Below are 18991 nucleotides of genomic sequence, written 5' to 3' on the forward strand. Positions count from 1 at the left end.
ATTCTATTGAAAGAGACGGTTTGTGTCAGACGATTTTGCGAAAAATGGTGCCCTTGCTAAAGCAATAACCGGTTTTAAACCCCGTGATGCTCAAAGAGAAATGGCAGTGGCTATTGAGTGTGCGATTAAAAACCATCAACAATTGGTCGTAGAAGCAGGCACGGGAACAGGTAAGACATTTGCCTATTTAGCACCCGCGTTGCGTTCTGGGCAGAAAGTTATCATTTCCACAGGTTCTAAGGCATTACAGGATCAGCTCTATAATCGTGATTTACCGACAGTCGCCGAAGCAATTAATTTCACCGGTAAATTAGCGTTGTTGAAAGGTCGTGCAAATTATCTGTGCTTGGAACGGTTGGAACAGCACTCTTTTGGGGGCGGACAATTGGAAGCAGAAATTTTGTCAGATATTGTTCGGCTAAGAGGCTGGTCTTCACAAACTGAAGAGGGGGATATCAGTACTTGTCACCAAGTGGCGGAAGATAGCCAGGTTTGGCCGTTGGTAACCAGTACGAACGATAACTGTCTAGGCAGTGATTGTCCGCGTTATCAGGAATGCTTTGTTCTCAAAGCTCGCCGCCGGGCAATGGAGGCGGATGTTATCGTTGTTAACCATCATCTGTTTATGGCGGATCTGGTGGTGAAAGAAACGGGATTTGGTGAGTTGATCCCGCAAGCAGAAGTCAAAATATTTGATGAGGCACATCAAGTCCCTGATATCGCCAGTCAATATTTTGGTCAGCAATTAAGTAGCCGCCAACTGATGGATCTCTCCAGAGACATCACTATGGTGTATCGCACGGAAGTCCGAGATCAAGCTCAATTACAAAAGAGCGCAGATCGTCTGAGTCAGAGTACACAAGATTTCCGGCTAGCGTTGGGAGAGAACGGTTATCGGGGTAATTTGCGGGAGTTATTGCAAAACCCGCAAGTCCAGCGGGCATTGGTATTGCTTGATGATGCGCTTGAGCTTTGTTATGACGTGATGAAATTATCTTTAGGGCGTTCAGTCATGTTGGACGCGGCCTTTGAAAGGGCAACAATTTATCGTAATCGTCTTAAGCGCTTGAAAGAGGTGACTATCCCCGGTTATAGCTATTGGTTTGAAAGTTATGGTCGCCATTTTCTTTTAGCACTCACACCGCTGTCTGTTGCCGACAAATTTAGTGAGATAATTAATGAGCAATCCGGTTGTTGGGTGTTCACCTCAGCCACACTCTCTGTTAACGAGCAACTTTCCCATTTCACTGAACGGCTAGGTTTAAAACAGGCGAAAACGTTGTTACTACCAAGTCCATTTGATTATCAAAGTCAGACACTACTTTGCGTTCCCCGTCATCTACCATCACCAAATCAACCTGGTAGTGCAAAATGGTTGGCAGAGATGCTCAAACCACTCATTGAAGCCAATAAAGGTCGATGTTTCTTTTTATGTACCTCACACCAGATGATGCGCAGTCTGGCTGAGGCATTCCGTGCCAACATGACATTGCCGGTTTTGGTTCAGGGGGAAACCAGCAAGGGTCAGCTACTTTCGCAATTTATTGCTGCCGGCAACGCTTTATTGGTGGCAACCAGCAGTTTTTGGGAAGGTGTTGATGTGCGCGGTGAGGCGCTTTCCTGTGTCATTATCGATAAATTGCCCTTTACGGCACCGGATGATCCGCTGTTAAAAGCCCGTATTGAAGATTGCCAACTTAGAGGTGGTGATGCATTTAATGAAGTTCAGTTACCAGATGCGGTGATTAGCCTGAAACAAGGTGTCGGGCGGCTTATTCGTGATATTGATGATTATGGCGTCATTGTCATTTGTGATAATCGTTTAGTGATGCGTCCATATGGTGAAGTGTTTTTGAATAGTTTGCCACCTTCACCACGAACCCGAGATTTAACGAAAGCGGTCGCTTTCCTGCAAGCTCGGCAATCTCCTAATATTTCTGGTAAAAAAGGGTTCGATTAATTCCATTGTTGTTTTAATCTCCATTATATATCATACTTTGTATTATACTTTAATTGATTTAATAGTGGAACTACTTTTTGAGAATATTTAAGAATGCATGGTTCGAGCGTTTTGCCCGAAAACAGCGTATTTCCGACGAGGTTTTGCTTGATGCTATTGAAAGAGCCAATAGAGGTCAAATTGATGCTGACTTAGGCGGAGGTGTAATTAAGCAGCGAGTGGCACGTAAAGGGCAAGGAAGGTCAGGTGGATTTCGCACGGTAATTTTGTACCAGACCGCAGAACATGCTTTTTTTGTTTATGGGGTTGCTAAAAGTGACAGATCTAATATTGAATATGATGAAGAGATACAGTTTAAGAAGATGGCGTCCCTCGTTCTAGGGTTATCAGATGAACAATTAGTCAGGTTAATTAAAAAAGGTCATTTTTCGGAGGTGACTAAATATGGTTAAAAAATATCGTAGTGATGCGTTTGCTGCAATTCACGAAACGATGGAGGCACTAAGCGAAATAGGGGCTGTCAATAAGCAAACCATGCGTGAGTTTGATGCTGCCTGTTTGACTCCCATAGAATCGCTCTCTCCAGAGGAAATACGTTCTCTTCGTGAGCGGGAGCATTTGTCACAGCCTGTTTTTGCCCGATATTTGAATGTGAGCAAAAATCTTATATCAGACTGGGAGCGTGGAACAAAAAAACCCGGAGGCCCAGCCTTGAGATTGCTTACGATAGTTAAGAAGAACGGAATTCAGGCTATCGCGTGACATGATTAAGGATCGTTCCATGATGTAACAACAGATCACGTTAAGAAGCGATGGAGTACAGGTAAACTTATCTGATAATTCATAAAGACACAGCTATCCCCTGTGTACATATGGCAAAGGGTAATGGCCTTCATATGGCTGCCAACTGAGTAAAATCGACCAGGCTATGATAAAATAGCACTTTATTTTGAATTATATTTCTTGCCGAGGTGCTTGAGGCATGCCTGTACGAATTCTGGCTATTGATACTGCAACGGAAGCCTGTTCTGTTGCTCTTTGGAATGATGGTGCCGTTTTGGCACAGTTTGAAATTTCTCCACGTGAACACACGCAACGCATTTTACCTATGGTTCAATCTGTTCTGGCAGAAGCCGGGATGAGTTTACAACAGCTTGACGCTTTGGCTTTTGGCCGTGGACCGGGTAGTTTTACCGGTGTACGTATTGGTGTTGGTATTGCTCAGGGCTTGGCTCTGGGGGCTGAACTGCCGGTGATTGGTGTGTCAACGCTCAATGCAATGGCTCAAGGTGTTTTTCGTCTGCTAGGTGCAACTCAGGTATTAACCGCCATTGATGCCCGGATGGGAGAGGTTTACTGGGGGCAATATATCCGTAATCAGCAAGGTGAATGGCGAGGAAGTGAAACAGAAGCCGTGTTGAAACCGGAACAGGTACAGGCATTCATGGCTTCATTGAGTGGCGATTGGGTAGTTGCGGGTACTGGTTGGCAGGCTCATCCTCAGTTGATGACAAGTCATTTAACGTTAACTGATAGTCGTATCACATTACCTCATGCTGAAGATATGTTACCTCTGGCGATACAGATGTGGCAAAACGGTGAGGTGACGGCCGTAGAACATGCTGAACCGGTATACTTGCGTAATGAAGTTACTTGGAAAAAATTACCGGGCCGTTAAGTATCTATTGATGAAACTTGTAGTAAAAGAAAGTATCAAATAGACAGCGTTATTTTAAACATCATGATTGGGACAATTTTCAGGAGAAGGTGGTTATGTTAAGAGTAATAAACTACCGGCCGAGTGTTAAAGCGCTAATCTTGTTAGGTGTTGTAATGCTTACAGGCTGTATCACCGTTCCTGATTCAGTAAAAGGAACGTCACCAACGCCTGTTCAAGATCTGCTTTCTGTTAAGAGTACGCCTGAGCTGTTTATCGGTCAGGAAGGGCGATTCGGCGGCAAGGTACTTGGTGTCGTGAATGAAAATCACCGTACTCGTTTGGAAATATCCTCATTGCCATTAGCATCGGATGCCAGTCCAGAATTAGATGAGCCTTCCCTTGGCCGTATCTATGTTTATGTTAATGATTTCCTTGATCCTGACGATTTTAAAGGAAATTACGTCACTGTCGTCGGTCCGATAGTGGGATTGAAAAAGGGAAAAATTGGTTGTGCGGATTACGCTTATGTTGTGATTAATGCGATGGGCTATCAACGCTGGAAAGTTGTTCAGCGAGTATTGATGCCTTATGGTCCGGGGCCTTGGAATTATTATGGCTATCCCTATTATTCAGGTTGGGGATGGAATTGGTATTACCCCGACCCCGCACCTGTTGAGACTATTTTGACCAGATAGAGTGATATACTTTGTGACATTGTAACTTTCTTTCCAGTTTGAGCCGCCGCAATAATATGTGGCGGTAATTTATCTGTTATTTCCTATCTATCTTTGGATTGATCGTTAATTTCATTGCAATTCTTGCACCCAAACCCGCAGTCATCTCTTCTGCCAGAATTTTCCGTAGTTCATCAGGAATATCATCCGATTGCAGTATGACAAAACCGATATACCCGTTATCCTTCAAGTTGCCTCTTTGTTGGCTGTACTCGCTCACCCGGTCACATAGTTCGCTATGCTCTCGGGGATTCACCCCCTTGCCGTCGCGATGCATCTTGAAATCCATAGGGTATATAATCATTTTTTATTAATATTGGTTTTTTAATAATGCATTGGAATAGACGAAAGCAATAAATGCTATTTCAAAAATGCTATCTTAAGCAAAAAATAAGTAGGTCAATGTATAATCAATAGCTACAAAGTTAAATATTAACTATGGCAATAATATACTGATAAATAAAAATAATTTACAGACAACACAATTTTCTTTGTTTTTATGTATCAAGATTAACATGAAATTAGTGATGTGTATCTCAACCTGAACAATGTTTCTTTTTTAAACTGGTACGCTGAGTTAATAATTTGTTAAATCAAAGCGTGCGTTATTTATTAGGCGAGTGATAACATAGCAATTAAAATTTCAGGAGTACTACCTTGGAGAAAGTCTGGCTAAAACATTATCCGGCGGATGTTCCTGCGGAAATTGACCCGGATCGTTATGCATCATTGGTTGAGATGTTTGAAAATGCCGTAGCGCACTATGCAGATCAACCTGCATTTATCAATATGGGTGAGATTATGACCTTCCGTAAGTTGGAAGAGCGTAGTCGGGCATTTGCAGCATATTTGCAAAATGGTTTGGGACTAAGTAAAGGAGATCGCGTTGCGCTGATGATGCCAAACCTGCTGCAATATCCCGTTGCACTGTTTGGTGTTCTACGTGCAGGTATGATTGTCGTAAATGTAAACCCGCTGTATACCCCACGTGAGCTTGAACATCAGCTTAATGACAGCGGTGCTTCCGCTATTGTGATCGTCTCCAATTTTGCCCATACATTGGAAAAGATCGTTTTTAACACTAAAGTTAAGCATGTTATTTTGACGCGGATGGGGGACCAACTATCTCGACCTAAAGGTACGTTGGTTGATTTTGCGGTGAAATATATCAAACGGCTGGTACCGAAGTATAATCTGCCTGATGGCATTTCATTTCGTTGTGCGATACAGAAAGGTTATCGCATGCAATATGTAAAACCAGAAATTAATGGTAATGATTTGGCTTTTCTGCAATATACTGGTGGCACCACCGGTGTAGCTAAAGGGGCTATGCTAACTCACCGTAATATATTGGCAAATCTTGAACAGGCAAAAGCGGTTTATTCTCCATTATTACGTGCAGGCCAAGAGCTGATTGTTACGGCGTTGCCTCTCTATCACATATTTGCGTTAATGGTGAATTGCTTGTTACTTATTTACTTGGGTGGGTGCAATCTTCTGATCACTAACCCGCGTGATATTACGGGTACAGCTAAAGAGTTAGGTCGTTATCCGTTCACTTCTGTCACCGGGGTAAATACGTTGTTTAACGCCTGGTTGAATAATGAAGAATTTAAGAAGCTTGATTTTTCTACGCTGCGTCTGGTTGTTGGTGGTGGTATGCCGGTACAGAAAGCGGTTGCTGAGAAATGGGCAAAAGTGACAGGTACCAATCTGCTTGAAGGTTATGGTCTGACGGAATGTTCACCTTTGGTTTCCTGTAATCCTTATAACTCGAAACATTATACTGGCAGTATTGGTTTCCCGGTCTCTTCAACGGAAATCAAACTTGTGGATGATGATGGTAATGAGGTAGAGATGGGCCAGCAGGGAGAATTGTGGATACGTGGCCCACAGGTGATGGTTGGTTATTGGAATCGGCCTGATGCAACAGAAGAAGTGTTGAAAGATGGTTGGGTAGCAACGGGTGATATTGCGAATATTAATGAACAGGGTTCCATTCATATCGTAGATCGTAAAAAAGATATGATTTTGGTTTCTGGTTTCAATGTGTATCCTAATGAAGTTGAAGATGTTGTATCAGCTCACCCTAAAGTGCTAGAGTCAGCAGCAATAGGGGTATCAAGCGAAAGTTCCGGTGAAACTGTCAAAGTATTTGTGGTTCGGATAGATCCTAGTTTGACCGAGGATGAACTTAAAACCCATTGTCGTCGTTATCTAACAGGGTATAAAGTACCAAAGATCATTGAGTTCCGGGATGAATTACCTAAGTCTAATGTAGGTAAAATTCTTCGTAGGGAACTGCGTGATGAAGAGGAAAAGGTCAGGAATGTAGCATAGCCTGAGATCCTCTTCATAATATTGATAAGCACGACAACGCCGGTATTAGCCGGCGTTGTCGTGCTTATTCCATGAATGGCTAAGAGAACTATGTTTTGAATTATCAGTTGATCACCACAGATGCTCAGTTGCAACAAGTTTGCGAAAGGGCAAAAAAATACTCAAAAGTAGCATTGGATACTGAATTTGTACGCACACGGACGTATTACCCACAATTAGGTTTGATACAACTGTATGATGGCGAACAACTTTCTCTGATTGATCCACTTAATATCACCAACTGGCAACCTTTCCGTGAGTTAATTACTCATCCTCAAATATTGAAGCTGTTGCATGCCGGCAGTGAAGATTTGGAAGTTTTTCTGAATGCTTTTCAATGCTTGCCGGAACCGATGATTGATACTCAGGTTCTGGCGGCTTTTATTGGGCACCCGCTTTCATGTGGCTTTGCCGCGCTGGTGGCTGAATATATTCATGTCGAGCTGGATAAAAGCGAATCCCGCACTGATTGGCTTGCCCGCCCGTTAAGTGAAAAACAGTGCGAATATGCCGCAGCGGATGTTTATTATCTGTTGCCTTTGGCGGATATCTTGATGACTGCAACAGCGCAGGCCGGATATATGGAGGCTGCGACGGGCGAGTGTCGGCTTATCAGTCGACGCCGTAAAGAGATATTGGAACCGGAATCTGCTTATAAACAGATAGGCAATATCTGTCAATTACGTCCCCAACAGCTTGCGTGTTTGAAAAAACTGGCGGCATGGCGTTTGAGTCAGGCCAGAGAACGCGATTTAGCCGTGAACTTCGTCATTCGTGAAGAAAACCTGTGGCAGGTAGCGCGTTATATGCCAACTTCTCTGGCAGAGTTGGGTGCGTTAGGGTTAAGCGGGCAGGAGATTCGTTGTCATGGTCGTCGTCTATTGGCAATGGTTGCTGAAAGTGGAAATATTCCAGAAAGTGAATGCCCGCCGCCAATGACCAACCTGATTGATCAACCTGGTTATCGCAAAGCATTTAAGGATATTAAGGCGCTGATTCATCAGGTAAGTGAACAGCATAGGTTTAATTCTGAATTATTGGCCTCTCGTCGTCAGATTAATCAATTACTTAGCGTTCACTGGAACTTGAAACAATTAAATAACAAACCTGAACTGCTTAGTGGATGGCGGGGAGAGTTGCTGGCTGAGCCAGTCGCAGAGATTCTGGCGAACTATCCTGATTAATCCATATCAGGGCCTTAGCCTGATGCCAGGCTAAAGTGCGAGAAAGGGGGGCCCGTTAGGGTTACCCCATCTCAGACTGCCACGTAATAGTTTGGTTACTTTGATGGCGGTAATGATAAAACAGCCCTGTCTATCTGCGTTATTTTTGAGTTTCCTCTGCCTCTGGTAACGTTATATTAAGTTCCAGCACGGAAATATCATCACCTTTCTGTTCAAATTGTACAGAGAGCATATCAGGATCGACCTGTATATATTTACAGATTACCGCCAAGATATCCCGTTTCATATCAGGCAGATAAGCAGGTTCAGAATCACCACGGCGACGCTCTGCCACGATGATTTGCAGCCGCTCTTTAGCGATATTTGCTGTCGTTTTTTTTCTCGACAGAAAGAAATCTAGCAAGGCCATGTTTTACCCCCCAAACAGGCGTTTTAAGAAGCCTTTTTTCTCTTCTTCAATGAAGCGGAAAGGACGTTCTTCCCCTAATAAACGTTCAACAGTATCTGCATACGCTTTTCCTGCATCGGATTCTGCATCCAGAATGACTGGTTCCCCTTGGTTAGATGAACGCAGTACAGATTGATCTTCCGGAATAACACCGATTAAAGGAATGCATAAAATTTCCAGAACGTCTTCCATACTTAGCATATCACCACGATTTACACGCCCTGGGTTATAGCGGGTTAATAGCAGATGTTCTTTAATCGGATCTTCACCCCGTTCAGCTCGTCGAGATTTAGAAGCCAAAATACCCAGAATACGGTCTGAATCACGTACGGAAGAGACCTCCGGATTCGTTGTGATGATCGCTTCGTCAGCAAAATAGAGTGCTATCAACGCGCCACTTTCAATCCCTGCCGGGGAGTCGCAGATAATAAAATCGAAACCTTGTTTATCCAGATCAACTAAAACCTTCTCAACGCTTTCAGAGGTGAGAGCGTCTTTATCGCGGGTTTGTGATGCAGGCAAGATATAAAGATTCTCGGTACGTTTATCTTTGATTAATGCCTGATTAAGCGAGACGTCACCTTGGATAACGTTCACGAAGTCATAAACTACGCGGCGTTCACATCCCATAATCAGATCGAGGTTACGCAGGCCGATATCAAAATCGATAACGGCGGTCTTTTTACCTCTTTGAGCAAGGCCGGTAGCAATGGCCGCGCTTGAAGTGGTTTTGCCAACGCCACCTTTACCTGATGTAACAACAATAATGCGTGCCATGAAGTGATTCCTTATTAAAAGGGCTAGATTAAAGGTTCAATAGTTAATTCATTATTTACCAGGCTAAGTTTTGCGGCTTTTCCTGCTAATTCAGTCGGGATTTTATCACCGAGCCAATATTGCCCTGCGATAGAGATAAGTTCAGCATTTAAGTGGGTGCAAAAAACCAGACACTCCTGATCACCGGATGCACCGGCTAATGCCCGACCACGCATCATACCGTAGATGTGAATATTGCCGTCGGCAATCAATTCGGCGCCGGCGCTTACATTACTGGTAACAATAAGATCACTGCTTTGGGCATAAATCCTTTGACCTGAGCGAACAGGTAAATTAATTACGCGAGTTTTTTTAATCGCGGGCTCGGCCGGTTTATCTTCCTTTGCCGAGGTTTTTTGTTTTTTTCCTTCACTTAGTAATGGTAAGGAGGCTTTTATTACCGCTCTGCGCTGTTGCTCATCACGACAACCGCTCATTCCGACAATACGGAATCCGGCTGAACCAATAGCGTGATGCAGTGCTTTCAGATCAGCGTTTGCCGGCAGAGCGGAGATATTAATGACAACCGGCGCATTTTTCAGGAAATCCGGTGCTTGTTCCACTTTTTCCTGTAGGGCCTGTAGAATGATTTCTGGTTGGTCATTATGTAAATGAACAACCGAAAGCGTAAAATTACTGCCTTTTAGCTCAATTGGCGACTGTGACATCTATCCTGCCTGACTCAGATTCAGCAAATTTGAGATCCCCCCAGAACACCCCCTGGGATACGATATTTAGAAATACAATAAACATGTTATAATTACTGAATTATTCAAGCAAGTTGTGACCTGAATTTAAAAGAGTTTATTATAATGATTTGTGCGATCTACAGAAGTCCGAAAAGGGAGCAAACATATCTTTATGTTGAAAAAAGAGATAATTTCTCTCGTGTTCCCGAAGAGTTACTGAAAAATTTTGGACAGCCCCAATATACAATGACTATCTCTCTGGCAGACAGAACAAAACTGGCGGGTGCTGATATAGAAAAGGTAAAAATATCGTTAATTGAACAGGGTTTTTACCTGCAAATCCCTCCTCCGGTTGAAAACTTAATGAATGGACATCTGAGCCAGATGGAAAAATAAGAAGGATCCAAGGGCTTGATAAGCAAAATTAACCACTACAATATTCACAATAAGTTGTGCTTTTATACCTTATGGATTTCAAGATGGATCGCGACGGCAAGGGAGCGAATCCCCGGGAGCATAGGTAACTATGTGACCGGGGTGAGTGAGTGCAGCCAACAAAGAGGCAACTTGAAAGATAACGGGTATAAACCAGAGTGAGAAACGAATATGTATCAACACAGAGACTGGCAGGGGGCATTACTGGATCTTCCTGTTAATAAAGTGGTTTGCGTTGGTAGTAATTACGCTAAACATATTAAAGAGATGGGGTCTCAGCCAGCGGAAGAGCCAGTGGTTTTTATTAAGCCGGAAACTGCACTGTGTGATATATATCAGCCAATTGCCATTCCAAAGGATTTTGGTGTTGTACACCATGAAGTTGAACTGGCTGTACTGATTGGTACGCCGTTGAAACAAGCAAATGAAGAGCGAGTTGGCGCCGCTATCGCGGGTTTTGCTGTTGCATTGGATCTTACCTTGCGTGATTTGCAATCTAAATTCAAGAAAGCAGGTCAACCGTGGGAAAAAAGTAAGGCGTTTGATGGCTCTTGCCCGATATCTGGGTTTATTCGAATAAGTCATTTTGGTGATCCGTGGAATGTCCAGTTTTCACTGACGGTCAATAATGAACTACGGCAGAACGGTAATAGTAACGATATGTTGACACCCATCGTTCCCCTGATCAGCCATATGTCGCACTTTTTTACTTTGCGGCCGGGAGATGTGATTCTCACTGGTACACCGGAAGGTGTTGGCGCACTGAAACCCGGTGATGTGTTAAAGGTTACTCTGAATGATAATTCACTCACTACCAGAGTGATTTGAATAATATAAGGAATAGTAGAAGTTATGTCTCAGCCTTTCTGGCAGGTAAAAACCCTAGATCAGATGACGGATGAAGAATGGGAGTCATTATGTGATGGTTGTGGGCAGTGTTGTTTACATAAATTAATGGATGATGATACCGATGAAATTTATTTTACTAATGTTGCTTGCAATCAACTCAATATAAAAACGTGCCAATGTAAAAATTACGAAGATCGTTTCAGATATGAACCGGATTGTATCAAATTAACCCGTCATAATTTGCCGACTTTTGCATGGTTACCAATAACTTGCGCATATCGTTTGCTTGAAGAAGGGAAGCCATTATTACCGTGGCATCCTCTGATTAAAGGTTCTAAATCAGCAATGCATAGCGAAAGAATTTCTGTTAGGCATATCGCTGTACGGGAAATTGATGTTGTGGAATGGGAAGAGCATATTATTAATAAACCTTGATAATAATTTAATTAACTATAATTTAATAAATTATTTTCTGTGTTTCCCAGGTTGGGAAGAGCGAAGTTAACCAGTAGGCATATCCCCCAAAAATGAACTAAAGGTTGATTGTATACCCAATGGATTTCAAGATGGATCGCGACGGCAAGGGAGCGAATCCCCGGGAGCATAGATAACGATGTGACCGGGGTGAGCGAGTGCAGCCAACAAAGAGGCAACTTGAAAGATGACGGATATATATAATTGCATCTATACTATTACCATTAGGTAATTGAACCTGTGGTTTATTATAGGAGGCATAAAGTATGCCAATACATGTGGGAAACATAGAAAAGATTACCAATGATTTCATCCAATTGAGTGAGTTAGAGTTCAATCGTGTGCTGTATGATGCTCTTAATTCCTCTGGTACTAATATTGTGCATGATGTGGATGAACTCATTTTTCCGCCAGGTTACCGGTTGATCAGGGTTGATAACAGGCTAGACTTGGATGATATAGATGAGCCCTATTTTGAATTAGCGCTACTTAGTGACGAAACAAAAGAAGTCGTTTATTACAACAAAGTTATTATATTAAGTGACTTGGTGCTTAACTGTCGTCTCGCTTCGCAGATACTTGTGTGGCGAACGAGGAAGCCACAACATAAAGCGGCATTAAGTGATTTGGCCGCTAAAATCTTTTTCCACTATCTGATTAAAACCTGTGATGTTGTTGCTTCAAATATGAGTCAAATAATAGAAGGCACCTCTTTTTGGCAAGCCAGAATGTATGAGGCGTTACAGTTTGGGCTTTATGTTTACGGTTATGATGTTATGACCTGTGAATTAAGAAATATTTTAGCTGAAGATGATGTGAGTAAAGAGCAGAGTTGGTTGTGGGGTAATGCGAAATATTATATGGATAGACTGGCAATTATTTCTAGGATCAAACTGCCTAATAAGTAATTAATTTTCCCAGGTTATATCTGAGGTGAATATAATGGTTCGAGTTAGTTCGAACCATTATCCATTAATTACAAAGCACCGGAAATCCAAACATTAATTTTATCATAGAACGATTTAATTGATTCCCATGCTCTGCTTATCCATTCCGAGAGTTGCCTGGCTGCATCAAGTATAAAATTTGAGAGTCTGCCAAATAAACTGGAAAAGAATGCATTAGTTTTTTCCATAAAACTTTGTATTGCTGCTCTGGAGTTAGGAAATTGTAACCCAAATTGAATGGCTTTATCGTAACTTGTATCAATTTGTCTGTTGTTCTCATCTTTGGTTCTTTGACGAGATTTATTCATGTTATCGATCCAGTCTTGGTCTGCGTTGTCTGGATCAGCGGTAATCGCTGCCTGATATTTCTGTGTGCTATCAGTTACACTTGTCTTAGATACGTTTGTTGTTGAATTAGCACCAGATTTCACAGAATCTTTCAATTCATTAATAATACCGTCTATTTCCTTATTTTCGGTAATATCTGTGCTTTCATATTGTTCCCCAAGCATATTTGCATATGTCTGGAGTTCAGGTGTTGATGGCATAAATGGTTCAATTTTAGAATTATTTAACATACGTTTTGCGTGTTGGCGCATTTCGTTCATGAGGTCGATAAATTGAATATCAGTCGGTGCAATATTGGACATAAATTATTTCCTTTTATTTGGTTAGTAAACTATTTATTAAATGTGAAAAGTGTATAACTCTTTATTTAAGTTGAAGGGAATAAGTTAAAAATAAGTTATATTGCCTATGTTTATTTGTGTCGATTTTGGTTCTCCTATAATGTTTAAAAGTTTAATATCAGCGGTAAACTTATTGCTTAGATATTATATCTGGAAGTGCCGGAGAATAATTTCCGGCACCTAAAACATAAAACATTTGGATAAACAGAGTTTAATCTTGAGTCCATTCAAGGAATTTCATTCTGCTAAATGTTTAATGCTAACTTTATAAATGATTTTTTTGATTACTTAACTTTATAAACCAATGTATTGTCGGGGTGAGAGAGTGTCAGTTTTTGATTTTTCAACGTCACTTTAACGCCATCGGCTAATACTTGACCAATCAGGTAATCCCATCTGTTTAATTTTTCATCAGAGCAAAGCATCTGAGTGCTGGCCAGGTTTTTAACGGTCAGTACACCGTTTTTCAGTTTACCTTGGCCCATAAAGAGATTGCACATGGAACCAGAAACGTGCATTTTTTCCCCGAATTCAATGGTTGGTATGCGCCCCTCTTGATTTTTCACGCCTTCGCCATTAACGCTCACCAGAACAAATTTGTGGCGTTGTAAATCATCAACTGACACGTTTTCTACCGCAGACGCTTGGAATGTGGCTAACAATAAAGTTGCTGTTGCCAAAGGTAGTATTTTTTTCATGTTTATCTCCTATATATTATTTTAAGGGTACTTACTAACAATATTTGGGCAATTTTTCCCGTTGATTAATTGCTGGATATTTCTCAGCGTAGTTTCACTAATACTGGTTAAGGCTTCTTCTGTCAGAAATGCCTGATGACCGGTAAACAGCACGTTATGACATGAAGACAAGCGACGAAAAATATCATCCTGAATTACGTCATTAGATTTATCTTCAAAAAAGAGATCGCGTTCATTCTCGTAAACATCCATACCCAGAGCGCCAATTTTTTGTTGTTTTAATGCGCTAATGGCTGCGACGGAATCAATTAGAGCCCCTCGGCTGGTATTGATGATCATGACGCCGTTTTTCATTTTGCTAAAAGCAACTTCATTCAGCAGATGATGATTTTCTGGTGTTAACGGGCAATGAAGAGATATGACGTCGGATTGTGCATACAGCGTATCCAGATCGACATATTGAGCACCGAGATCCAAAACAGCTTGATTGGGGTAGGGATCATGAGCTAGCAGACGCATACCAAATCCGTTAAGAATACGTAGAGTTGCGATACCAATCTTGCCGGTTCCGATAATTCCCGCTGTACGGTTGTGCATATTGAAGCCAATTAAGCCTTCAAGAGAGAAATTGGCGTCACGGGTACGTTGATAAGCTCGGTGGATACGGCGGTTTAAGCACAACATTAATCCGACGGTATGTTCAGCAACAGCTTCAGGGGAATAGGCTGGAACCCGTACAACCTGAATACCTAATTCTTTAGCTGCATCTAGATCGACATTATTAAAACCTGCGCAACGTAATGCGAGGATTTTTATATTCATTTCAGCCAATTCTTCAAGCACTTTACGGTCAGCATTATCGTTGACGAAAATACAAACAGCATCTGCACCAATAGCGTTTTTGGCCGTTTTTGAACTGAGAGGGAAATCGAAAAACTCGAAATCATAACCAAATCCGAGCTTTTTATTGACCTGCTCCAGATGTTTATAGTCATACTGTTTGGTACTGTAAACGACTAATTTCATGGGATTATCTCCGCTATAATTTAAGTAGCTAATAAATTGTTTTGAGCTTAAATTATTGCTGACCTAAAGGGTTAAATAAACCAATAAATTAATTAACTCTATAAGTGTATTGCTTGTTGTTCCCCTATATGTTCAACATAATTTTCTTAATAATCAATGTCTTAGTTTAAGGTCTGTCTGCTAAATTATGGAATAACAAAATACCCAATGGATTTCAAGATGGATCGCGACGGCAAGGGAGAGAATCCCCGGGAGCATAGGTAACGATGTGACCGGGGTGAGCGAGTGCCGCCAACAAAGAGGTAACTTGAAGGATAACGGGTATAGAAGTAACCGATTTAAGGCTTAATGAGGAGAGCAAACAGTTGATAGCCAAAGGGTTAAAAATATTCATTACCATACTGATGTTGCTGGTATTGCTGATAACGGCGGGATGGTTTTCGATTCCTCATTGGTTACCTAAGGTCACCGGTCACTGGTTACCTCCAGGTATGACGGTTTCATTGAAACAACCAAAATGGAAAAATGGGGCTTTGCAACTGGCTGATATTTCATTGCAGGTGAAGGATTGTAGGTTTATTCGTGTATCGCGATTATCTGTTAGTTACCCATATTCAGAGATAGATAACAGTTATCATTGGCAATTAAATGCCGCAGATATTCGTGGGGATATCAATTGCCTAAATCAGTTACCTAAATCTACACAAGGCCTTGCTCCATTGTCTGTTGCTGATATTTAAGATTGCTCATTGGCAACAAGGGTTGGATAACCTGCTAATGAGTGGCCGTATCAATTTGGTCACTCAGGGTGAACGTGGTAAAGCGAATATAGTGTTAACGATAAAGCCGGGCCGGATAAACGCATTAAATACGCAACTTCCTTTTCAATTAACAGGTCAGATTAATGTGCAGGATATGATTATGGCTATGTCATTGCCTGCGATAATTAATGGTCCGTTAGTTAATCCGAAAATGACTTTCCAGTCAGGTTCGTTGTTTCGGGCTTGGGGGCGATTGTCTGATGAGTTTATGGTTAAAGATGCCCGATCACCGTTAGCGGGAACTTATCTGACACGTGAAGGTTTTACTGGTCGGTTACAGGCAATTGTTAATGCGCAACACCGTGACTGGGGAAAATTCCGTTTGCATCTAGAGGGTCATGCCGAGGATTTTATGCCGGATAAAGGCAATTGGCGTTGGAACTATTGGGGAGATGGCTATTTACCGCCCCTACAGGCTAAATGGGATATCGTCGGAAAAGGGCGTTGGCGTGACACATTGATTAGCATCAACGAAATGACTACCGGCTTTAATGTGATTAAGCACGGCATGATCCGGGTGGATACACCGCGTCTACAATTAACAAAACCATTGGAATGGCAACGTTCAGAGAAATCACCGGCCTTTAATGGTGAGTTACGGCTGACAGCGAAGAAAACATCGTTTCGGTCCGGTGGCTTTTTGCCCCCTGCTGAGCTGACAGCAAAATTGACAGGAGAAAGCCCGAACAACTTTATTGTTAATGGTGATCTTTCATCAAGAAATATTGGTCCGATCCCTTTTTACAGTCGTTGGGATGGAGCAAGATTGCGGGGTGAAGCGCGTTGGCCTACTCAATCCTTACTCGCATTTCAGCCGTTGGTACCTAAAGATTTAGGGATAAACTTACGATCAGGTGATCTTTATGCACAGGCCGCTTTTTCTGTCACACAGGAGCAAGGTTTTGTTGCGGGGGGACACTGGGTGGTAAAAAATGGCAGCATGTGGCTTAAAGAGGGTGAAATCAGTGGACTTGATTTTGTCTTACCGTGGCGGTTGAGAGATAGTATCTGGCAATTTGGTGTTAAATCACCGGTTCAGCTACGAGTGAAAACGTTTAATAACCTGTTTGAAATGAGTAACTTGACGGCGGATTTACAGGGGTTTTATCCACCATCGGAACAAAAACCGCTGGAATTGACTAATGTGAATGTAGGTATATTGGATGGACATATTAACTTAGATAAATTAAGGCTTCCTCAGCATCATCCTGCTATTTTGACGCTTGAGAAATTGGGGTTAAGTCGCCTTTTTACTGTGTTGAAAGTTAAACAATTTGCGATGTCCGGCAAAATCAGCGGAAAATTGCCGTTGTTTATTAATAATGAACGTTGGATCGTTCAGCAAGGTCAGATTACCAATATTGACCATATGACCTTACGCTTGGATAAAGACACGGTAGACTCCATTAACAAAGATAATATTTCCGCTGGCGCCGCTATGGATTGGTTACGCTATTTAGAAATCAGTCGCTTACGGGCGCAAGTCAGTCTTGATAATTTAGGGGTTCTGACACTTAATGCTGAAATTCAAGGTATTAATTCATTAAGAGATAAAAAACGGCAAGTCAAGCTGAATTATCGTCATGAAGAGAATATATTTCACTTATGGCGTAGCTTACGGTTTGGCAACAATCTTGAAGATTGGCTACAGCAGAATATCTCTGTATTAAATGGGAGTGATAAATGACAAAACAAACTGGAATGAAGCTGTTCTTACTATCAATGGGGCCTTTCATGCTGTCAGGTTGTATACGCCTTGAAGTGGCAACACCTGAGAAGCCCATTAATATTAATATGAATGTCAAAATTGAGCATGAAATTCAGATAAAAGTAGACAGGCAAGTTGAAGAGATGCTCAAGAATAACACGGGTTTATTCTAGGGGGTTGGCATTATGAAGAGAACAGGTACGGGAATATTGTTATTGGCGAGTATATTGTTTAGCTCTTTCGTTGGAGGAATGACCCTGAATGAGGCAAAGCAGAAAGGGTTGGTCGGTGAAACGTTCAGTGGTTATCTGGCTACAGTGAAAACAGATAGTCAGGCACAAGCTTTGGTGACGGAAATTAACCAAGCCCGCGAGAAAAAATACGCGGAAATTGCGGCTGGCAATAATATTTCTACAGAGCAAGTGGCTAAACTTACTGGCGAAAAATTGGTGAACAGAGCTGAACTTGGTGAGTATGTGCGTGGTATTAATGGTAAGTGGTTGAAGAAATAAAAGCGCGTCGAATGACGCGCAAAAGACAGCAATATAAAATATAGGTGATGTATGAATTACGAACAAAAATGTGGTTATCAGGAAGCGATTGCTTGCAAAACTTCACGGGCGGTTTGTTGCGCTTGATTTGCGGCATCAGGGCCTAACGCGACACCTTCGGTAAATACAAACTCTATATCAGTGAGCCCAATGAAATTTAGGAACAGACGCAGATAAGGCACTAACAGATCACTGGGGCCGTCTTTATGGATGCCGCCACGGCTGGTCAGGATGATGACTCGTTTGCCTTTTAGCAGACCTTCAGGGCCATTCTCGGTATAACGGAAAGTCACGCCAGCACGGGCTATCATATCAAAATAGCTTTTCAGTTGGGTTGGAATGTGGAAGTTGTACATAGGTGCAGTAATAACAATAACGTCATTATCCTGCAATTCCGCAATGAGTTCGTCAGATAGTGCTAACGTCTCTTTTTGGCGAGCGGTCATTTCATTGCCACTCGGACGCAATGCATGAACCAGTTCATTATCCAGAACAGGAATGGGTTGTGCAGTCAGATCGCGTACTGTAATGCTGTCATCGGCATGATTGGTTTGCCACTTTTCAATGAAGAAATCTGCCATTTGGTTAGTATGTGAATGCTGCGCCATAATGCTGGATTTAAGAACCAGAACTTTACTCATGTTTATTCCTTAAGTTAACTTTTGGTAATTCATTTGTTAATCACGATATATACCCTACGGATTTCAAGATGCATCGCGACGGCAAGGGAGTGAATCCCTGGGAGCATAGCAAACTATGTGACCGGGGTGAGCGAGTGCAGCCAACAAAGAGGCAACTTGAAAGATAACGGGTATAGTTATTTTATGAGTTATTGACTTATGGTAACAGATCAATATTTAGAGAATAGAATTCAAATTTATTGAAAGACTTTTATCCACGTCAATATAACGTGGTGGAAATAT

Annotated in this window: 24 protein-coding genes; 15 read left to right on the forward strand and 9 right to left on the reverse strand. The window is 41.9% G+C overall.

Going from position 1 to position 18991, the window contains the following annotated elements:
• Positions 1 to 22: 22 nt before the first annotated feature.
• From yoaA to SLS51_RS07975, 5 genes are all read left to right on the forward strand, one after another.
• The gene (gene yoaA / locus SLS51_RS07955) at positions 23 to 1960 is read left to right on the forward strand and encodes a DNA repair helicase YoaA (RefSeq protein ID WP_323837133.1); all 1938 of its coding nucleotides are present in this window, start codon (positions 23 to 25) and stop codon (positions 1958 to 1960) included.
• A 77-nt stretch (positions 1961 to 2037) separates the two neighbouring features.
• Positions 2038 to 2412 carry a type II toxin-antitoxin system RelE/ParE family toxin gene (locus tag SLS51_RS07960; protein ID WP_323837136.1) on the forward strand — a complete coding sequence of 125 codons (375 nt, stop codon included), beginning with the start codon at positions 2038 to 2040 and terminating at the stop codon, positions 2410 to 2412.
• A complete protein-coding gene (locus tag SLS51_RS07965) occupies positions 2405 to 2722 on the forward strand; it encodes a helix-turn-helix domain-containing protein (RefSeq protein WP_040150516.1) in 318 nt (105 codons plus the stop codon). The genes SLS51_RS07960 and SLS51_RS07965 overlap by 8 nt, the downstream gene beginning before the upstream one ends.
• A 220-nt stretch (positions 2723 to 2942) precedes the next feature.
• Complete coding sequence (tsaB, locus tag SLS51_RS07970; protein WP_323837139.1) at positions 2943 to 3638, forward strand: tRNA (adenosine(37)-N6)-threonylcarbamoyltransferase complex dimerization subunit type 1 TsaB; 696 nt, start codon at positions 2943 to 2945, stop codon at positions 3636 to 3638.
• Between the two features lie 95 nt (positions 3639 to 3733).
• Complete coding sequence (locus SLS51_RS07975; protein WP_323837140.1) at positions 3734 to 4315, forward strand: Slp family lipoprotein; 582 nt, start codon at positions 3734 to 3736, stop codon at positions 4313 to 4315.
• Positions 4316 to 4391: 76 nt separating this feature from the next.
• On the opposite strand, the gene SLS51_RS07980 is transcribed toward SLS51_RS07975, so the two are convergent.
• Complete coding sequence (locus SLS51_RS07980; RefSeq protein ID WP_323837142.1) at positions 4392 to 4631, reverse strand: hypothetical protein; 240 nt, start codon at positions 4629 to 4631, stop codon at positions 4392 to 4394.
• A 380-nt stretch (positions 4632 to 5011) separates the two neighbouring features.
• On the opposite strand from SLS51_RS07980, the gene fadD reads away from it, so the two are divergent.
• Positions 5012 to 6694 carry a long-chain-fatty-acid--CoA ligase FadD gene (fadD, locus tag SLS51_RS07985; RefSeq protein ID WP_323837144.1) on the forward strand — a complete coding sequence of 561 codons (1683 nt, stop codon included), beginning with the start codon at positions 5012 to 5014 and terminating at the stop codon, positions 6692 to 6694.
• A 95-nt stretch (positions 6695 to 6789) separates the two neighbouring features.
• Positions 6790 to 7917, forward strand: a complete 1128-nt coding sequence (rnd, locus tag SLS51_RS07990) for a ribonuclease D (RefSeq protein ID WP_323837146.1) — start codon at positions 6790 to 6792, stop codon at positions 7915 to 7917.
• Positions 7918 to 8056: 139 nt separating this feature from the next.
• On the opposite strand, the gene minE is transcribed toward rnd, so the two are convergent.
• From minE to minC, 3 genes are read right to left on the reverse strand one after another with little or no spacing between them, the layout of a single operon-like run.
• A complete protein-coding gene (gene minE, locus SLS51_RS07995; protein WP_011146390.1) occupies positions 8057 to 8326 on the reverse strand; it encodes a cell division topological specificity factor MinE in 270 nt (89 codons plus the stop codon).
• Positions 8327 to 8329: 3 nt separating this feature from the next.
• Complete coding sequence (minD, locus tag SLS51_RS08000; protein ID WP_323837149.1) at positions 8330 to 9142, reverse strand: septum site-determining protein MinD; 813 nt, start codon at positions 9140 to 9142, stop codon at positions 8330 to 8332.
• A gap of 23 nt (positions 9143 to 9165) precedes the next feature.
• Entirely contained in the window at positions 9166 to 9849 is a 684-nt protein-coding gene (gene minC / locus SLS51_RS08005) for a septum site-determining protein MinC (RefSeq protein ID WP_323837151.1), read from the reverse strand.
• A 144-nt stretch (positions 9850 to 9993) separates the two neighbouring features.
• Between minC and SLS51_RS08010 the strand changes: the two genes are divergently transcribed.
• The 3 genes from SLS51_RS08010 to ycgN all read left to right on the forward strand — a co-directional run bounded on the left by SLS51_RS08010 (position 9994) and on the right by ycgN (position 11589).
• Positions 9994 to 10266, forward strand: a complete 273-nt coding sequence (locus SLS51_RS08010; RefSeq protein WP_323837153.1) for a YcgL domain-containing protein — start codon at positions 9994 to 9996, stop codon at positions 10264 to 10266.
• A 210-nt stretch (positions 10267 to 10476) separates the two neighbouring features.
• Positions 10477 to 11133, forward strand: a complete 657-nt coding sequence (locus SLS51_RS08015) for a fumarylacetoacetate hydrolase family protein (protein WP_323837155.1) — start codon at positions 10477 to 10479, stop codon at positions 11131 to 11133.
• A 24-nt stretch (positions 11134 to 11157) separates the two neighbouring features.
• On the forward strand, positions 11158 to 11589 hold the full coding sequence (ycgN, locus tag SLS51_RS08020) for a cysteine cluster protein YcgN (RefSeq protein WP_323837157.1): 432 nt from the start codon (positions 11158 to 11160) through the stop codon (positions 11587 to 11589).
• A 126-nt stretch (positions 11590 to 11715) separates the two neighbouring features.
• Here the strand turns inward: ycgN and SLS51_RS08025 are convergent, their stop codons facing one another.
• Positions 11716 to 11838, reverse strand: a complete 123-nt coding sequence (locus SLS51_RS08025) for a hypothetical protein (RefSeq protein ID WP_323837159.1) — start codon at positions 11836 to 11838, stop codon at positions 11716 to 11718.
• Positions 11839 to 11894: 56 nt separating this feature from the next.
• Between SLS51_RS08025 and SLS51_RS08030 the strand changes: the two genes are divergently transcribed.
• On the forward strand, positions 11895 to 12536 hold the full coding sequence (locus SLS51_RS08030) for a hypothetical protein (RefSeq protein ID WP_323837161.1): 642 nt from the start codon (positions 11895 to 11897) through the stop codon (positions 12534 to 12536).
• Positions 12537 to 12604: 68 nt separating this feature from the next.
• Here SLS51_RS08030 and SLS51_RS08035 read toward each other — a convergent pair whose 3' ends face one another.
• The 3 genes from SLS51_RS08035 to SLS51_RS08045 all read right to left on the reverse strand — a co-directional run bounded on the left by SLS51_RS08035 (position 12605) and on the right by SLS51_RS08045 (position 14988).
• On the reverse strand, positions 12605 to 13225 hold the full coding sequence (locus SLS51_RS08035) for a hypothetical protein (protein ID WP_323837163.1): 621 nt from the start codon (positions 13223 to 13225) through the stop codon (positions 12605 to 12607).
• 323 nt (positions 13226 to 13548) lie between these two features.
• A complete protein-coding gene (gene hslJ / locus SLS51_RS08040) occupies positions 13549 to 13962 on the reverse strand; it encodes a heat shock protein HslJ (protein WP_323837165.1) in 414 nt (137 codons plus the stop codon).
• Positions 13963 to 13983: 21 nt separating this feature from the next.
• Positions 13984 to 14988 (reverse strand): 2-hydroxyacid dehydrogenase, encoded by a 1005-nt coding sequence (locus SLS51_RS08045; protein WP_323837167.1) that lies wholly within the window; start codon positions 14986 to 14988, stop codon positions 13984 to 13986.
• Between the two features lie 365 nt (positions 14989 to 15353).
• On the opposite strand from SLS51_RS08045, the gene SLS51_RS24620 reads away from it, so the two are divergent.
• From SLS51_RS24620 to SLS51_RS08060, 4 genes are read left to right on the forward strand one after another with little or no spacing between them, the layout of a single operon-like run.
• A complete protein-coding gene (locus tag SLS51_RS24620) occupies positions 15354 to 15728 on the forward strand; it encodes an intermembrane phospholipid transport protein YdbH family protein (protein WP_439126853.1) in 375 nt (124 codons plus the stop codon).
• Positions 15715 to 17496: a YdbH family protein gene (locus SLS51_RS08050; RefSeq protein ID WP_439126854.1), complete on the forward strand. Its 1782-nt coding sequence runs from the start codon at positions 15715 to 15717 to the stop codon at positions 17494 to 17496. Before SLS51_RS24620 ends, SLS51_RS08050 begins: the two co-directional genes overlap by 14 nt.
• Positions 17493 to 17690, forward strand: a complete 198-nt coding sequence (locus tag SLS51_RS08055; protein ID WP_323837169.1) for a YnbE family lipoprotein — start codon at positions 17493 to 17495, stop codon at positions 17688 to 17690. The genes SLS51_RS08050 and SLS51_RS08055 overlap by 4 nt, the downstream gene beginning before the upstream one ends.
• Positions 17691 to 17702: 12 nt before the next feature.
• Complete coding sequence (locus SLS51_RS08060; RefSeq protein ID WP_323837171.1) at positions 17703 to 18029, forward strand: YdbL family probable chaperone protein; 327 nt, start codon at positions 17703 to 17705, stop codon at positions 18027 to 18029.
• A 77-nt stretch (positions 18030 to 18106) separates the two neighbouring features.
• On the opposite strand, the gene SLS51_RS08065 is transcribed toward SLS51_RS08060, so the two are convergent.
• Positions 18107 to 18709 (reverse strand): FMN-dependent NADH-azoreductase, encoded by a 603-nt coding sequence (locus tag SLS51_RS08065; protein ID WP_323837173.1) that lies wholly within the window; start codon positions 18707 to 18709, stop codon positions 18107 to 18109.
• Between the last annotated feature and the right edge of the window lie 282 nt (positions 18710 to 18991).

Origin of the sequence: Photorhabdus africana, assembly GCF_035181445.1 — a bacterium.
GTDB classification, from domain to species: Bacteria; Pseudomonadota; Gammaproteobacteria; order Enterobacterales; family Enterobacteriaceae; genus Photorhabdus; species Photorhabdus laumondii.